15 protein-coding genes are annotated in these 14828 nt (G+C 69.6%); 6 read left to right on the top strand and 9 right to left on the bottom strand.

The window, feature by feature from the left end; genetic code table 11:
• Positions 1-11: 11 nt before the first annotated feature.
• Complete coding sequence (locus AB3M82_RS09940; protein WP_412957525.1) at positions 12-1427, bottom strand: cytochrome ubiquinol oxidase subunit I; 1416 nt, start codon at positions 1425-1427, stop codon at positions 12-14.
• An 87-nt stretch (positions 1428-1514) separates the two neighbouring features.
• Complete coding sequence (locus tag AB3M82_RS09935; protein WP_412957524.1) at positions 1515-2141, bottom strand: helix-turn-helix transcriptional regulator; 627 nt, start codon at positions 2139-2141, stop codon at positions 1515-1517.
• 192 nt (positions 2142-2333) lie between these two features.
• Between AB3M82_RS09935 and radA the strand changes: the two genes are divergently transcribed.
• Positions 2334-3704, top strand: coding sequence for a DNA repair protein RadA (gene radA / locus AB3M82_RS09930; protein WP_412957522.1), 1371 nt, complete (start codon positions 2334-2336; stop codon positions 3702-3704).
• Between the two features lie 27 nt (positions 3705-3731).
• Here radA and AB3M82_RS09925 read toward each other — a convergent pair whose 3' ends face one another.
• From AB3M82_RS09925 to AB3M82_RS09910, 4 genes are all read right to left on the bottom strand, one after another.
• Positions 3732-4133: an SseB family protein gene (locus AB3M82_RS09925; RefSeq protein WP_412957520.1), complete on the bottom strand. Its 402-nt coding sequence runs from the start codon at positions 4131-4133 to the stop codon at positions 3732-3734.
• A gap of 341 nt (positions 4134-4474) precedes the next feature.
• Entirely contained in the window at positions 4475-5128 is a 654-nt protein-coding gene (locus AB3M82_RS09920) for a hypothetical protein (RefSeq protein ID WP_412957518.1), read from the bottom strand.
• A gap of 9 nt (positions 5129-5137) precedes the next feature.
• Entirely contained in the window at positions 5138-5641 is a 504-nt protein-coding gene (locus AB3M82_RS09915; RefSeq protein WP_412957517.1) for an amino-acid N-acetyltransferase, read from the bottom strand.
• Between the two features lie 213 nt (positions 5642-5854).
• The gene (locus AB3M82_RS09910) at positions 5855-8380 is read right to left on the bottom strand and encodes an ATP-dependent Clp protease ATP-binding subunit (protein ID WP_412957516.1); all 2526 of its coding nucleotides are present in this window, start codon (positions 8378-8380) and stop codon (positions 5855-5857) included.
• A gap of 194 nt (positions 8381-8574) precedes the next feature.
• Here AB3M82_RS09910 and AB3M82_RS09905 point away from each other — a divergent pair, with 194 nt between their 5' ends.
• Both AB3M82_RS09905 and AB3M82_RS09900 read left to right on the top strand, forming a co-directional pair.
• Complete coding sequence (locus AB3M82_RS09905; RefSeq protein ID WP_412957514.1) at positions 8575-9192, top strand: hypothetical protein; 618 nt, start codon at positions 8575-8577, stop codon at positions 9190-9192.
• A complete protein-coding gene (locus AB3M82_RS09900) occupies positions 9189-9425 on the top strand; it encodes a helix-turn-helix domain-containing protein (RefSeq protein WP_412957512.1) in 237 nt (78 codons plus the stop codon). Before AB3M82_RS09905 ends, AB3M82_RS09900 begins: the two co-directional genes overlap by 4 nt.
• Positions 9426-9440: 15 nt before the next feature.
• Here the strand turns inward: AB3M82_RS09900 and AB3M82_RS09895 are convergent, their stop codons facing one another.
• Positions 9441-9854 (bottom strand): YbjQ family protein, encoded by a 414-nt coding sequence (locus AB3M82_RS09895; protein ID WP_412957511.1) that lies wholly within the window; start codon positions 9852-9854, stop codon positions 9441-9443.
• A gap of 107 nt (positions 9855-9961) precedes the next feature.
• On the opposite strand from AB3M82_RS09895, the gene AB3M82_RS09890 reads away from it, so the two are divergent.
• Entirely contained in the window at positions 9962-10309 is a 348-nt protein-coding gene (locus AB3M82_RS09890; protein ID WP_412957509.1) for a hypothetical protein, read from the top strand.
• Positions 10310-10459: 150 nt separating this feature from the next.
• A complete protein-coding gene (locus tag AB3M82_RS09885) occupies positions 10460-11884 on the top strand; it encodes a dicarboxylate/amino acid:cation symporter (protein ID WP_412957507.1) in 1425 nt (474 codons plus the stop codon).
• A 160-nt stretch (positions 11885-12044) separates the two neighbouring features.
• On the opposite strand, the gene AB3M82_RS09880 is transcribed toward AB3M82_RS09885, so the two are convergent.
• Together AB3M82_RS09880 and AB3M82_RS09875 are read right to left on the bottom strand one after the other, a co-directional pair.
• The gene (locus AB3M82_RS09880) at positions 12045-13775 is read right to left on the bottom strand and encodes a cation:proton antiporter domain-containing protein (RefSeq protein ID WP_412957506.1); all 1731 of its coding nucleotides are present in this window, start codon (positions 13773-13775) and stop codon (positions 12045-12047) included.
• 27 nt (positions 13776-13802) lie between these two features.
• Positions 13803-14081, bottom strand: a complete 279-nt coding sequence (locus AB3M82_RS09875; RefSeq protein ID WP_412957503.1) for a MerR family transcriptional regulator — start codon at positions 14079-14081, stop codon at positions 13803-13805.
• Positions 14082-14205: 124 nt separating this feature from the next.
• Here AB3M82_RS09875 and AB3M82_RS09870 point away from each other — a divergent pair, with 124 nt between their 5' ends.
• Positions 14206-14628 carry an Hsp20/alpha crystallin family protein gene (locus AB3M82_RS09870; RefSeq protein ID WP_412957502.1) on the top strand — a complete coding sequence of 141 codons (423 nt, stop codon included), beginning with the start codon at positions 14206-14208 and terminating at the stop codon, positions 14626-14628.
• The last annotated feature ends 200 nt before the right edge of the window (positions 14629-14828 follow it).

Below are 14828 nucleotides of genomic sequence, written 5' to 3'. Positions count from 1 at the left end.
GCTCCTCCTTCTCAGTACACGACCGACGGCACCTGGGCCGTCTCCTCGTGCGGTTGCTCGGCGGTGTCCGGGCCCTTCTGGGCGGCGCGGATGATGAGGCGGATCTCGACCACCGCGAGGGCGGCGTAGATCGCGGTGAACGCGATCAGCGAGATCAGCACGTCGACGCCGTTCACGCCCGGCGAGACGCCGTCGCGCGTCGACATCAGCCCGAACACGAGCCACGGCTGACGGCCCATCTCGGTGAAGACCCAGCCCATGATGTTGGCGGCGAGCGCGAGCGGGAACGACCAGATCGCGAGCTTCCACATCCAGGGCGCGGGCTCCCGCTTCGCGTTCTTGCGGGTCAGCCAGAGGCCGACGACGGCGACGAGCGCGGCGGCCATGCCCAGGCCGATCATCCAGCGGAACGCCCAGTACGTGACCCACAGGATCGGCGCGAAGTCGGTGATGCCGGTGTCGGCGTAGGTGGTCAGGTACTCGGCGTTCAGGTCGTTGATGCCGTGCACGCACGCGTCGAGGGAGTGCGTCGACAGCACCGACAGCAGGTACGGCACGCGGATGGAGAACAGCTCGGAGCTGCCGTCCGGCGTGCCGAGGGTGAAGAGGCTGAACGAGGCGTCATAGCCGCAGACCGTGTTGAACGTCGCCTCGGCCGCGGCCATCTTCATCGGCTGCGCGGCGTACATCGCGAGCCCGAGCTGGTCGCCCGTGAGCACCACGCCCGCGGTCGAGACGATCATGGCCCAGAGGCCGAACTTCAGCGAGACGCGCATGGTGTCGAAGTGCTGCCCGCGGGCCAGGTGCCAGGCCGACACCGAGATGACGACGCCCGCGGCGAACATGAGCGCGCCGAAGATCGTGTGCGGGAAGGCCGCGAGCGCGACGGGGTTCGTCAGCAGCGCCCAGAAATCGGTGAGCTCGGCGCGGTTCGTCTCGGCGTTGTAGACGTAGCCGACCGGATTCTGCATGAACGCGTTGGCCGCGATGATGAAGTAGGCCGACAGGATGCTGCCGATCGACACGCACCAGATGGTGGCGAGGTGCAGCTTCTGCGGGAGCTTGTCCCAGCCGAAGATCCACAGCCCGATGAACGTGGCCTCGAAGAAGAAGGCGAGCAGCCCCTCGAACGCGAGCGGGGCGCCGAACACATCGCCGACGAAGCGGGAGTAGTCCGACCAGTTCATGCCGAACTGGAACTCCTGCACGATGCCGGTGACGACGCCCATCGCGAAGTTGATGAGGAAGATCTTCCCGAAGAACCGCGTCAGGTGCAGGTACCGCACCTTGCCGGTGCGCACCCACGCGGTCTGGAAGATCGCGGCCACGAGGGCCATGCCGATCGTCAGCGGCACGAACAGGTAGTGGTAGACGGTCGTCAGACCGAACTGCCACCTCGACAGGACCAGCGGGTCAAGCCATTCCATGGACCACTCCTCTTCTTCAGCCCGGATGTCACGCTAACGATCGGCCTGTCGCCGCCGTCGGGTCGCAGGCCGTGAATAACGAGCGCTCTACGCGGCGCTCAGCTCCGCCCGTCGCAGCTGCACGGTGCAGTCCGCCGGGACGGCGGTCGTGCGCACGGCCTCGGCGGTGAGCGGGCCACCGGCTTCGGTGAGCACTCCCTGCATGAGGCCGAGGTGCACCTGGCACAGCATCGGGCGGTCTTCTGCGCGTCCGGCCGCATGCGGGCACGGGCTGAGGTCGACGGTCAGCTGCTCGTCGTCGACGACGGGCTCGAAGCCGCTCTCCTCCAGGTGTTCGATCAGGGCGTCGAGCTGGTAGGTCGCGTCGCGTCCGAGGGCGGATGCCGCGGCCGGCAGCACGCGCCGCAGCAGGTCCCCGCGGCGAGCGGCCGCCGTGACCTTGTCGCGGGCGATCGGACTCGACGCATCCGCCTCCCCGGTCGCGGCGCTGTACAGCGTGCGCGGGCGCCCGCGGGTGGTGCGGTGCTCCGTGGTCTGGACGACGTAGCCGCCCTCGATCAGGCGCTGCAGGTGCTCGCGCACGGTGTTCGCGTGCAGGCCCGTCGCCTCGCAGAGCTCTCCGATCGTCCGCTGGGGACGCGTCTGCACCTGGTGCAGCAGCTGCACCCGGGAGAAGCTCGAGATCGGCCCGCATACGGGCCCGGCGGTGGCCATGCATCCAGTATGGCTCGGCGCCCCGGGGGTCCGAGGCGGTGGGGCCGTGAAAAACCCCTGTTGACGATAGGGATGTCGGATGCCGGCGATAGCCGGTCCGCATGGGCCCGGGATTCCGCGGCTCCCGAGCACCACGACGAGCGGCGGTCGCGTCGCGCCGCCGATGTCGGATGCCGCGGATAGCCTTGCGGAATGGTCACCCGTCGTCCCGCCCCGCCCGCGTACGTCTGCACCGAGTGCGGCTGGACGACGGCGAAGTGGGTGGGTCGCTGCGGCGAGTGCCAGCAGTGGGGGACGGTGCAGGAGCAGGCCGTGCAGACCGGCATCGTGCAGCGCGTGAGCGCGCAGGCGCCGATGGCCGACCGGGCCGCGCGCCCGATCACCCAGATCACGACGACCGACGCCCCGCGCCGCACGAGCGGCGTCGGCGAGTTCGACCGCGTGCTGGGCGGCGGCATCGTGCCCGGCGCCGCGATCCTGCTGAGCGGCGAGCCCGGCGTGGGCAAGTCCACGCTCCTGCTCGAGGTCGCGGCGAAGGCCGCCCATGCGGGCCGCCGCGTGCTCTACGCCAGCGCCGAGGAGTCCCCCGCGCAGGTGCGGCTGCGCGCCGAGCGCACCGGTGCCCTGCACGACGAGCTCTACCTCGCGAGCGAGACCGATCTCGCGACGATCCTGGGGCACATCGACGAGGTGAAGCCGCAGCTCGTGATCGTCGACTCGGTGCAGACGGTGTCGTCGTCGCTCATCGACGGGGCGGCCGGTCAGCCGAGCCAGGTGCGCGAGGTCGCGTCGACGCTGATCCGCATCGCCAAGGAGCGCGATCTGCCGATCATCATCGTCGGCCACGTCACGAAAGACGGCCAGGTCGCGGGTCCGCGGGTGCTCGAGCATCTCGTCGACGTGGTCTGCCATTTCGAGGGCGACCGCCAGACGTCGCTGCGCTTCATCCGCGCGTTGAAGAACCGCTTCGGGCCGACCGACGAGGTCGGATGCTTCGAGATGACGGGCGACGGCATCGCCGAGGTTCCCGACCCCTCGGGCCTCTTCCTGTCGCAGGGCGCGACCGAGCCGGGAACATGCGTCGCGATCTCGCTCGAAGGACGCCGCGCCCTCCCCGTCGAGGTGCAGGCGCTCACGATCCCGAGCACGGCGCCGAATCCGCGGCGCATCGTGCACGGGGTCGACGCCTCCCGGGTCGCGATGGTGCTCGCCATCCTCGAACGCCGTGCCGGCATCGCCACGAGCAAGCTCGACGTGTACGTGTCGACCGTCGGCGGGGTCCGCTTCACGGAGCCGGCCGCCGACCTCGCGATCGCGATCGCGGTCGCCGGATCCATCCAGCAGCAGTCGGTGCCGCGCACGGTGGCCGTGGTGGGCGAGCTCAGCCTCGCCGGAGAGATCCGCCCGGTCACGCAGTCGACGCAGCGCCGCACGGAGGCGCGACGCCTGGGCTACGAGCAGGTCGTCGACGATCGCTCGAAGACCTTGCGGGCGGCGCTCACCGATGTGCAGGGCCGGAGCGAGGGCCGACGGCGCAGCGACCGCGACATCCCGCCGTTCTGACGCTCCGGCGTCACGTCCGACGCCGGGTCAGGCGTCGAGCGCCTTGAGGATCTCCTGCGGCGAGGCCTGCATGGGGTGCGGCCCGGCGATATCGAGGAACACCGTCGTGATCGGGTGCGTGCCGAGGAACTTCCGCAGCCACTCGGCGTTGTAGATGCCGACCCCGGGAGGCAGGTTGGCGGGCTTGTTCTTCGCGTCGCTGAAGAGCAGCAGTGCGAGCTCGCCGCTGTTCGGATCGCGGTAGGTCCAGACCTCGCCGGTGTCGAGGGGATTGTCGCGCGCCCCCGGCTTGACGAGCGGCACGACCGTGGTGCCGTGCCGGAGGGCGAGAGCCACGGCGGCGATGTCCTGCGCTTCGAGCGCCTTCGCCAGAGCCTCGGAGCGGAAGTCCTCGGGTGCCGGCTTCTTCTTCGCCTTCTTCGCTGCCATGCGTCCAGCCTAGGCGGGTGGGCCCGTCGCGGCATGCCGCCGCGGACGCCCGGCCGGTTCGGCCCGGAGACGGATAGGGGCCCTCTCGAGTCCCACATTGGGGACTGGGGTACTCGAGAGGGCCCGCGGGTTCTCGAGCGGCGATGTCGAAGCGCTGGGGACGCTGTGATTCGACGCCACTGGGGATGGCATAGTGCCGCCTGATCAGAGAACCACTTCTATGGTATCCCAAAGACGGGTGTGGTGTCAGCGCCTGACAGCGGATCCGTGATTTCCGAAGCCGTAAACCGAATAATCTTCGCTTTTTGTCGAGAAGGGCGCCGCACGCGGCGTTTTCCGCATCAGAACAGCAGGATCTGCTTCGTGGTCGCGCTGGTGAAGCCGCCGATCGAGACGCCCACGTGATACGAGGCCCCGCCGCCCGGGGCGCGCTGGCGGTTCTCCTGCCCACAGGTCTCGACGCTCGATCGCGTGCGGTCCCAGGTGACGGGCTCCTTGCTCGTGACCGTGGTCCCCGCCTGCAGTGTCGCGATCATGCTGCTCGGGTTCTGCTGGCAGTCGGTGGACCGCCACCACACGTCCGTGCCGCTCGAGATCGTGAACGACTGCATCGTGGAGCCGACGTCGAGCGTGCAATCCGTCGGCCCGTTGTTGGTCAGCGAGATCGAGAGCTGAGGCAGCACCCCCTCGGGGTAGCTGTCGGCATCCGTCACCGCGGTCACCTCGAGGTCCCGCGCGTCGCATGCCGCGAGCGCCGGGGTCTCTTCGACGGAGGGCACCGGAGCGGGGGTCTCGGCGTCGGTGCTCGGCGTCGTCGACGGCGTCGCGGCGGGAGTCGTCGCGACCGGGCTCGGCGTGCTCTCGGCGGCCGATCCGGCCCAGGGCTGAGCGATGAGGAGCCAGATGCCGACGCCGAGGGCCGCCAGCACGACGATCGCTCCGCCGATCACGACGATGCGCCGACGGCGGTAGACGGCGGCGGACTGACGAGGCATGGGTCCAGGCTAGTTGAGGCGCTTCAGCATGCGCGTGTTGCCGAGCGTGTTCGGCTTCACATGGGCCAGATCGAGGAACTCCTCGACGCCCGCATCACCGCTGCGCAGCAGCTGCGAGTACACGTCGGGGTCGACGACCTGCTCGCCGATCGGGGTGTAGCCGCGGCGGCCGAAGAACTCGACCTCGAAGGTCAGGCAGAACAGGCGCGACAATCCGAGGCCCACCGCGTTCTCCTCGAGCCGGTCGACGATCGCGCGGCCGACGCCGTGGTGCAGCCACTCCTCGGAGACCAGCAGCGTGCGCACCTCGCCCAGGTCCTCCCAGATGACGTGGAGCGCCCCGCATCCGATCAGCTCGCCGTCGGCCTCCGCCACGACGAACTCCTGGACCGATCCGTAGAGCACGGCGAGGTCCTTGCCCAGGAGGATGCGCTTCTCGACGAGCGGCTGCAGCAGGGTGCGGATGCCGACCACATCGGCGCTGCGCGCCGGCCGGACGATGTACTCGCTCACCCGTCCAGCCTAGAACCCGCCCGCTCCGCAGGCCCTGAACCCCCAGGAGCGTCCCGTCTCGCGAGGCTGCCGCACGCGAGGGGTCAAGACACGCCGTGGCTCGGACGGCGGATGCGGCGTGTCGTGACCGCTCGCGGCAGGCGGGCACGCGGGTCCGGCATGAGAGAAGGGGCGGATGCCGAAGCATCCGCCCCTTCCGGGATCACTGCGAGGTCACTCGCCGCTGGCGACCGCCAGGTCGGGCGTGCCGGCGATGGCACCGCCGGTGTTCACACCGACCGAGACCTTCTCGCCGCGCGGACCGTGCTCGAACAGGAACTCGCCGTCCTTCGCATCGACCTTCACGTGGTCGCCGGGGTTGAGCTCGCCGTGCAGGATCTTCTCCGACAGACGGTCCTCGACCTCGTGCTGCATCGCGCGACGCAGCGGCCGGGCGCCGAGGGCCGGGTCGAACCCGATCTCGATGAGGCGCTCCTTCGCGGCGAGCGACAGCTCGATCGTCATGTCGCGGTCCAGCAGACGCTCGCCGAGGCGCTTGGTGAACAGATCGACGATCTGCACCAGCTCCTCCTTGTTGAGCTGCGGGAACACGATGATGTCGTCGACGCGGTTCAGGAACTCGGGCTTGAAGTTGCGCTTCAGCTCCTCGTTGACCTTGCCCTTCATCCGCTCGTACGTCGTCGCGTTGCTGCCCTCGATCTGGAAGCCGACCGGACCACCGGCGATGTCACGCGCACCGAGGTTGGTGGTCATGATGATGACGGTGTTCTTGAAGTCGATCACGCGGCCCTGACCGTCGGTCAGGCGACCCTCTTCGAGGATCTGCAGGAGCGAGTTGAAGATGTCCGGGTGGGCCTTCTCGATCTCGTCGAACAGCACCACGCTGAACGGCTTGCGACGCACCTTCTCGGTGAGCTGCCCGCCCTCTTCGAAGCCGACGAACCCGGGAGGGGCGCCGAACAGACGCGAGACGGTGTGCTTCTCGCCGAACTCACTCATGTCGAGCGAGATGAGGGCGGCCTCGTCGTCGAACAGGAACTCCGCGAGCGCCTTGGCGAGCTCGGTCTTTCCGACGCCCGTGGGGCCGGCGAAGATGAACGAGCCCGAGGGGCGCTTCGGGTCCTTGAGACCGGCGCGCTGACGACGGATGGTCTTGGACAGGGCCGCGATGGCCTCCTCCTGACCGATGACGCGCTGATGCAGCGCCTTCTCCATGAAGACGAGTCGGCTGGACTCCTCCTCCGTCAGCTTGAACACGGGGATGCCGGTGGCCTGAGCGAGCACCTCGGCGATCAGGCCCTCGTCGACGACCGCCTGGGTCGCGACGTCGCCCGCGCGCCACTGCTTCTCGAGGCGCAGGCGCTCGGCGAGCAGGCTCTTCTCCTCGTCGCGCAGGGAGGCGGCCTTCTCGAAGTCCTGCTCCTCGCTGGCGATCTCCTTCTGCTCGCGCACCTTGGCGATCTTCTCGTCGAACTCGCGCAGCTCCGGCGGGCTCGACAGGATCGACAGACGCAGGCGGGCGCCGGCCTCGTCGATCAGGTCGATGGCCTTGTCGGGCAGGAAGCGGTCCGAGACGTAGCGGTCGGCGAGGTTCGCCGCGGCCACGATCGCGCCGTCCGTGATCTGCACCTTGTGGTGCGCCTCGTAGCGGTCGCGCAGACCCTTGAGGATGTTGATCGCGTGCGGGAGGCTCGGCTCCTGCACCTGGATCGGCTGGAAGCGGCGCTCGAGCGCGGCATCCTTCTCGAAGTGCTTGCGGTACTCGTCGAGCGTCGTCGCACCGATCGTCTGCAGCTCGCCGCGGGCGAGGAGCGGCTTCAGGATGCTGGCGGCGTCGATCGCGCCCTCGGCGGCACCCGCACCCACGAGGGTGTGGATCTCGTCGATGAAGACGATGATGTCGCCGCGCGTGCGGATCTCCTTGGTGACCTTCTTCAGGCGCTCCTCGAAGTCTCCGCGGTAGCGGGAGCCGGCGATGAGCGAGCCGAGGTCGAGAGAGTACAGCTGCTTGTCCTTCAGCGTCTCGGGCACGTCGCCCTTGACGATGGCCTGGGCGAGACCCTCGACGACGGCGGTCTTGCCGACGCCCGGCTCGCCGATCAGCACGGGGTTGTTCTTGGAGCGGCGGGAGAGGATCTGCATGACCCGCTCGATCTCCTTCTCGCGCCCGATGACGGGGTCGAGCTTGTTGTCGCGCGCGGCCTGGGTCAGGTTGCGGCCGAACTGGTCGAGGACCTGCGACCCGCCCTGCGCGCTCGGGGTGTCGTTGCTCTGGGCGCCGACGGCGGCGGGCTCGCGGCCCGGAGCGCCCGAGAGCAGCTGGATGACCTGCTGGCGGACCTTGTTCAGGTCGGCGCCGAGCTTGACCAGCACCTGCGCCGCGACGCCCTCGCCCTCGCGGATGAGTCCGAGCAGGATGTGCTCGGTGCCGATGTAGTTGTGGCCGAGCTGCAGGGCCTCGCGGAGGCTCAGCTCGAGCACCTTCTTGGCACGCGGGGTGAAGGGGATGTGGCCGGTCGGCTGCTGCTGGCCCTGGCCGATGATGTCCTGCACCTGCTCGCGCACGGCGTCGAGGGAGATGCCGAGCGACTCCAGCGCCTTGGCTGCGACGCCCTCGCCCTCGTGGATGAGGCCGAGCAGGATGTGCTCGGTGCCGATGTAGTTGTGGTTGAGCATCTTCGCCTCTTCTTGGGCGAGGACGACCACTCGACGGGCTCGGTCCGTGAATCTCTCGAACATAGTCAACTCCTTGGTTCGCACGGTCCCCGGGTGCATTCCACACGGGTGCGAAGCGCTTGTACATCGAGAGTAACGACCGTGGATGCCGTGTATGCCCGTGTTCGCCGTGGGCATACCGCTGCTTGACGCGGGTATCGAGAGTCGTTATGTTAACGACTCTCGATATTAACGATCACCGATAAGGAGCATGGCATATGAGCATCTCTCCGGACACGAAGCTCTCCCGGGGCGACGTCACCGGCATAGTCGCGTTCGTCGCCGCCGGGGTCGTGATCGCCGTCGGGGTGGGCGTCCGAGCGGTCGCGCGCATCGTCGAACTGGTGCGCGGCACCGACGTCCCCGTGGGGATCGAGTTCGCGCACGGGACCGCCGAGGTGCCCCTCACCGACGGCTCGGGCGCCGTGCCCATCGCTCTCGACAGCGGCGTCCTCGTCGCGCCGCGGCTGACCGCCATCGCGATCGCGCCCGGGGTGATCGGCCAGATCGCGCTGATCCTCACCGTGCTCACAGTCGTCGGGTGCCTGGTCCTGCTGTCGCGCCGCATCATCGGAGGACGGGTCTTCGGGCGCGCCAACACCGCGCTCGTGTCGACCGCCGGGATCACCGGCCTGATCGGGTTCGCCGCCGTGCGGTTCTTCGACAACATGCTCGCGAACGCCACGGTCTCCCTCGTGACCGACAACCGCCTCGACAATGCCGTCCTCACCGTCGAGCCCTTCACGTTCGTGCTCGCCGCGTTCGTCGTCGCGGTCATCTCGACCGCCTTCGCCGTCGGCGCGCGGCTGCAGCGCGAGACCGAGGGCCTCGTATGACCCCGGCCGAGAGCGACGAGGAGGCCACCGGCATCCACTGCCGGCTCGACGAGCTGCTCGCCGAGCGCGGCATGACGCTCACGGAGCTGAGCGGCCGCGTGGGCGTCAGCATCGTCAACCTGTCGGTGCTGAAGAACGACCGTGCCCGCGCCATCCGCTACTCGACGCTGCGCGCGATCTGCGACGCCCTCGACTGCGAGGTGGGAGACCTGCTGGTGCGCATCCGGCCCTGACGTCGCCCCGCGGGACTAGAGGCCGGGCGCGAGCGGGGGCTGGGACGGGGGCGGCTGCTGCCCGAACTGCTGCGGCGCCGGCGGCGACGGCTGAGGCGCGATCGGCTGCGGCGCGATCGGCTCCACCACCACCGCGGTGCCGTAGGCGCAGATCTCGGTGAAGTTCTGGATCGATCCGGCGTCGAAGCGCATTGCGACGATCGCGTTGGCGCCGCGCTGCTGCGCCTCGGCCCACATGCGCCCCATCACGACCTGCCGCGCCTCGTACATGACCTGCGTGTACTCGGGGATCTCGCCGCCGCCGAGCGACCGGAATCCGGCGGTGAACCCCTGCCCGAAGTCGGTCGACCGCACGGTCAGCCCCATCACCTCGCCGAGCACCTGCGTGATCCGGTACCCCGCGATGTCGTTCGTCGTCACCATGAACATGGGGCCATCGTGCCAGAGCGGGAGGCTTATATCAGGAAGCGGGCCATGGGTAAATCTCCCCGCCCGGATATTCCTATCACTGGGCTGTGAGCCGATAACCTGACTGCATGATGAACTTCGACCGGAAAATGCGCACCCGCTCCCGTCTGCTGCTGGCCCTGCCGGCCGCGGCCCTCGCCCTGTCCCTGGCAGCCTGCGGCGGCGCGAGCCGCCCCTCCCAGGAGCAGGTCTCCACCGGCCTGACCAAGTACTTCGAGTCCGCCGGTCAGGCCGACATCTTCAACGAAGAGGCCGCCGACTGCTTCGCCGGCTACCTGGTCGACTCCGACCTCAGCAACGAGACGCTCAACTACCTCGCCAACGGCGAGGACAAGCAGGCCGACCAAGAGGACAAGGACCTCACCACCAAGATCCTCACCGACAACATGCAGGAGTGCATGGGCGTCAGCGAGTGACCTGACGGTCTCGTCGTCTCGAAGGGTGACGGGTGCTCCGGCATCCGTCATCCTTCGTCATTTCCGCCCAGGGAATTCTCAGACGCCCCTAGCGTTAGGCGTTATGGCGTGCAGACCGCACGCGACCGATTTTCCTGGAGTCCCCCACTCATGAGCACCACCGCACGCGCCCGGAAGGCGCCTGACACCCGCGGCCCGGTCCGGAAGCTGCTGACGTCGTTCGGCTTCCAGATCCTCGCCGCCCTCGTCCTCGGCGTCGCCGCCGGCCTCATCGCCCGCCAGCTGGGCGCGACCGCCGACAGCCCCAACGGCCTCTCCGCCACGCTCGACACGATCGGCAGCTCGTACGTCACGCTGCTTCGGGCAGCCGTCGTCCCGCTGATCTTCACCGCGATCGTCGCGAGCATCTCGAACCTCCGCCGCGTGCAGAACGCCGCGCGCCTCGCCGGGCAGACGCTGCTCTGGTTCGCGATCACCGCGTTCATCGCCGTCGTCATCGGCATCACCCTCGGCCTCGTGATCCAGCCCGGCAACCGCGCCGGCGAGGGCCTCGAGACCGGCGACCCGTACACCGTCGGCACGTGGTGGAACTTCCTCCTCGGCCTGATCCCGCAGAACTTCCTCGGCATCGGCGTGAGCAGCTCCTTCGACGCCGACGCGGGCTCCGTGTCGTCGAGCGTGAGCTTCAACATCCTGCAGGTGATCGTCGTGGCCGCCGCGGTCGGCATCGCCGCCCTCAAGGCCGGCAAGAAGGCCGAGCCGTTCCTCGCCTTCACCGAGTCGCTGCTCAAGGTCATCCAGCGGGTCCTGTGGTGGATCATCCGCATCGCCCCGCTCGGCACCTTCGGCCTCATCGGCGCGGCGGTCGTCAAGTACGGCTGGGAGAAGCTCGCCTCGCTCGGCTGGTTCGCGATCGCGGTCTACGTCGGCCTCGCCCTCGTGCTGTTCGTCGTCTACCCGATCCTGGTGAAGACGCACAACCTGTCGATCAAGCAGTACTTCTCGGGCGTGTGGCCCGCGGTGCAGCTCGCCTTCGTGAGCCGCTCCTCGATCGGCACGCTGCCCCTCACCGAGCGTGTCACCGAGCGCAACCTCGGCGTGCCCCGCTCGTACGCCTCCTTCGCCGTCCCGTTCGGCGCGACCACGAAGATGGACGGCTGCGCCGCGATCTACCCGGCCATCGCCGCGATCTTCGTCGCCCAGTTCTTCGGCATCGAGCTCAACGTCGTGCAGTACCTGCTCATCGCGCTGGTGTCGGTCGTCGGCTCGGCGGCGACCGCCGGCACGACCGGCGCGGTCGTCATGCTCACGCTGACGCTGTCGACCCTGGGCCTGCCGCTCGAGGGCGTCGGCCTGCTGCTCGCGATCGACCCGATCCTCGACATGGGCCGCACCGCGGTCAACGTCGCCGGCCAGGCACTGGTCCCGACCATCGTCGCCAAGCGCGAGGGCATCCTGAACGAGGAGCTCTACAACGCGCCGCGCGAGGGCCTGCCCTTCGCCGACGACAGCGACGACGAGACGGATGCGGATGCCGTCGCCGACGGCGACAAGGAGCCCGCAGCCACGCGCTGAGCGCCCCACGTCGCACCAAGCGCCCCGCCCTCTCCCGGGCGGGGCGCTTCGTCGTTCCGGCATCCGCCCCCGTCGAGCCACCCCGTTGTGCGCGATCCACCCCGTTTCGTGACGCACACGAAGGGGTGGCTCGACGCGAAAGGGGTGTCTCGGCGTCGGGCTACGCGCGGGCGCCGGGACGGGTGGCACCGCGGGTGTCCATCGCCAGCTCCTCGGCATCCATCGCGGAGATCAGCTCGCGCATGACCTCCTCGTCGAGGTTGCCCGCATCGCGCTCCTGGAGGAGGATGCTGCGACGCACCTGCAGCCACCCCTTCGACAGGGCGAGCAGGTCGTCGTACGAGGGCTTCGCGACGGCATCCTCCACCTCCTGCGCCTCGTCGGTGTCGCGCTCGACCCTGGTCATGCGCTTCGCGAAGGCGTCGAAGACGGTCAGGTCGACCTCGCCGTACTTCTTCTCCCACTCGACCCGCTGCTGCGCGAGATACTCCTTGCCCGCCTGACGGCTCTTCTCCTTGACGGCGGCGAGGGCCTTCTCGTCCTCGACGTGGTCGACGTCGCTCGCGATGCCGAGGCGGCGGATCAGCAGCGGCAGGGTCAGTCCCTGCAATAGGAGCGTCCCGACCGTCACCACGAACGCCACGACGACGATCGCGTGCGAGGCCTGCTCGTCGAGGGCCGCCAGGTCGGCGGCGGCGAGCGCGGTCGCCAGGGTCACGACGCCGCGCATGCCTGCCCAGGAGATGACCGCGTTGTCCTTCGCCGTGAGCTGCAGCCCGGCCATACGCTCGCGCACGATCTGCCGTCGCAGCTCGTCGGGCGAGTGCTGGCCCCAGCGCCGCGACCTCTGCTGACGTTCCCGGAACGCCCCCGACGCCACGCCGCGGTCCCAACGGGCGAGGCGCCGCCGGTCGCGGAAGTTCGCCCAGGCGCTGGTCGGGTAGATGAACAGCGGTCGCACGACCAGCACGACCACGAGCACCGCTCCGGACAGCAGCAGGATCTCGCCCACCGACTCCGCCCCCAGGTCGCTGATCACGCGCGGGAACTGCAGGCCGATGTACGCGAACACGAAGCTCTCGAGCAGGAAGTCCGCCGACAGCCACAGCGGCGCCTCCTGCTGCCTGGTCGTGTAGTCGGTCTGCGGCGCGTGGAATCCGACGTAGAGACCCATGGCGACCACCGCCAGCACGCCGGACCCGCCGAGGTGCTCGGCGATCGCGTAGGCGCCGAAGGGGGCGAGCAGCCCGAAGGTGCCGATCACCACGGGGTCCGCGATCCGCATGCGCAGCTGGTGCAGCGCGACGCCGAACACGAGCCCGATCAGCACGCCGACGACCACCGCGACGACGAACTGCCACACGCCCTCGCCGACGCTCACGGCCGTGCCGGCGATGATCATCGCGAACACCCGGTACAGCGTCAGCGAGGTCGCGTCGTTGATCAGGCTCTCGCCGGAGAGCACGGTCATGATGCGGCGGGGCAGACCGAGACGGCGGCCGATCGCGGCGGCGGACACCGCGTCGGGCGGGGCGACGATCGCCCCGAGCAGCAGGGCGCCCGGAAGGGTGAGCGAGGGGAAGATCCACCAGGCGACCAGGCCGACGGCGAGCGCGGTGAGGAGCACGAGACCGACGCCGAGCCGCCGGATCTGCGGAAGGCTGCGGCGGAAGCTCACGAACGAGACGTCGAGCGCGGCCGAGTAGAGCAGCGGCGGCAGCACCAGGTTCAGCAGCAGGTGGCCGTCGGCGTTCAGTTCGGGGACGAACGGCAGGAAGGATGCCGCGATCGCCACGACCGTGACGAGCAGCGGCGCCGGCCACCCGCGCCTCCGGGCGATCGCGGCCACGACGACGGCACCGACGAGGACGTAGAAGATCTCGGCATCCATGCTGGAAGCGTAGCGCCGGGGTCGGCGTCACTCCTCGTCGAGGGCCTCCCGCAGGCCGGCGTTCTCGTCTTCGAGGTCGAGCACGCGGGCGATGCCGACGATGTTGAGGCCGTCGTCGCGCAGCCGGGCCGCCCGTCGGAGCCGGTCGATGTCGTCGTCGCTGTAGCGGCGGGTCCCCCCGTCGCTGCGGGCCGGGGTCAGCAGCCCCTTGCTCTCGAACAGCCGCAGGGTCGCCTCGGGGAGGTCGACGAGCTGCGCGGCCACGGCGATGCCGTAGAGGGGCGTGCGGGAGTCGCGTGCGGCCATCCGGGATTTTCCTTCGCTCGACTTGACGATCTCGTGCATTCGTCCTATAACAAATCTATAGCACGAGATGCAGATAACCTGCATCACATCATCGCCCTTCAGGGCCGCACGAAAGGAGACACCCATGGCACTCACCTTCGATCCGTTCAGTCAGCTCGACCGCTTCGCCGCGAGCGTGCTGGACTCCGTTCGCGCACCCCGGCTGATGCCGGTGGACCTGTACCGCGACGGCGACCGCTACATCCTCCACGCCGATCTGCCGGGCGCCGACCCGGGATCGATCGACGTCGATCTCGACGGCTCGCAGCTGACCATCCGCGCACAGCGCACGGCCGACACCCGCGAGGGCGTGCGGTGGCTCGCCCGGGAGCGGGGCGCCGGCGCCTTCCTCCGCCAGTTCACGTTGGGCGAGGGCGTCGACCTCGACGGCATCAGCGCCTCGTACGAGAGCGGCGTGCTGTCGGTCATCATCCCCGTCAGCGAACGGGCGAAGCCGCGCAAGATCAGCGTGGAATCCACGGAGCAGCGCCAGGCCATCGACGCCTGACGCAAGCTCGGAGGGGGGTGGGGTGCGCCGGCCGGCGCGCCCCCCCCCCCCCCCCCCCCCCCCCCCCCCCCCCCCGGGGGCCCCCCCCCCCCCCCCCCGGGGGGGGGGGGGGGGGGGGGGGGGGGCGGCCGGGGGGGGGGGGGGGGCGCGCCGGCCGCGGGGGGGCCCGGGTGGGCGCCGCCCGGGGCGGCGGCCGGCCC

Source organism: Microbacterium californiense, assembly GCF_047246625.1.
Classification (GTDB): Bacteria; Actinomycetota; Actinomycetes; order Actinomycetales; family Microbacteriaceae; genus Microbacterium.
The sequence above is the reverse complement of the archived record's forward strand: the minus strand, read 5'-3'. Positions and strand labels throughout refer to the sequence as shown.

Bases quoted from the DNA above. Each gene is read 5' to 3' on its own strand.
- AB3M82_RS09935 (WP_412957524.1), bottom strand. From the start codon at position 2,141: ATGGCCACCGCCGGGCCCGTATGCGGGCCGATCTCGAGCTTCTCCCGG.
- AB3M82_RS09885 (WP_412957507.1), top strand. From the start codon at position 10,460: ATGAGCACCACCGCACGCGCCCGGAAGGCGCCTGACACCCGCGGCCCG.
- AB3M82_RS09880 (WP_412957506.1), bottom strand. From the start codon at position 13,775: ATGGATGCCGAGATCTTCTACGTCCTCGTCGGTGCCGTCGTCGTGGCC.
- AB3M82_RS09895 (WP_412957511.1), bottom strand. From the start codon at position 9,854: ATGTTCATGGTGACGACGAACGACATCGCGGGGTACCGGATCACGCAG.
- AB3M82_RS09890 (WP_412957509.1), top strand. From the start codon at position 9,962: ATGATGAACTTCGACCGGAAAATGCGCACCCGCTCCCGTCTGCTGCTG.
- AB3M82_RS09870 (WP_412957502.1), top strand. From the start codon at position 14,206: ATGGCACTCACCTTCGATCCGTTCAGTCAGCTCGACCGCTTCGCCGCG.
- AB3M82_RS09920 (WP_412957518.1), bottom strand. From the start codon at position 5,128: ATGCCTCGTCAGTCCGCCGCCGTCTACCGCCGTCGGCGCATCGTCGTG.
- AB3M82_RS09905 (WP_412957514.1), top strand. From the start codon at position 8,575: ATGAGCATCTCTCCGGACACGAAGCTCTCCCGGGGCGACGTCACCGGC.
- AB3M82_RS09900 (WP_412957512.1), top strand. From the start codon at position 9,189: ATGACCCCGGCCGAGAGCGACGAGGAGGCCACCGGCATCCACTGCCGG.
- AB3M82_RS09940 (WP_412957525.1), bottom strand. From the start codon at position 1,427: ATGGAATGGCTTGACCCGCTGGTCCTGTCGAGGTGGCAGTTCGGTCTG.
- AB3M82_RS09910 (WP_412957516.1), bottom strand. From the start codon at position 8,380: ATGTTCGAGAGATTCACGGACCGAGCCCGTCGAGTGGTCGTCCTCGCC.
- AB3M82_RS09875 (WP_412957503.1), bottom strand. From the start codon at position 14,081: ATGGCCGCACGCGACTCCCGCACGCCCCTCTACGGCATCGCCGTGGCC.
- AB3M82_RS09925 (WP_412957520.1), bottom strand. From the start codon at position 4,133: ATGGCAGCGAAGAAGGCGAAGAAGAAGCCGGCACCCGAGGACTTCCGC.
- radA (WP_412957522.1), top strand. From the start codon at position 2,334: ATGGTCACCCGTCGTCCCGCCCCGCCCGCGTACGTCTGCACCGAGTGC.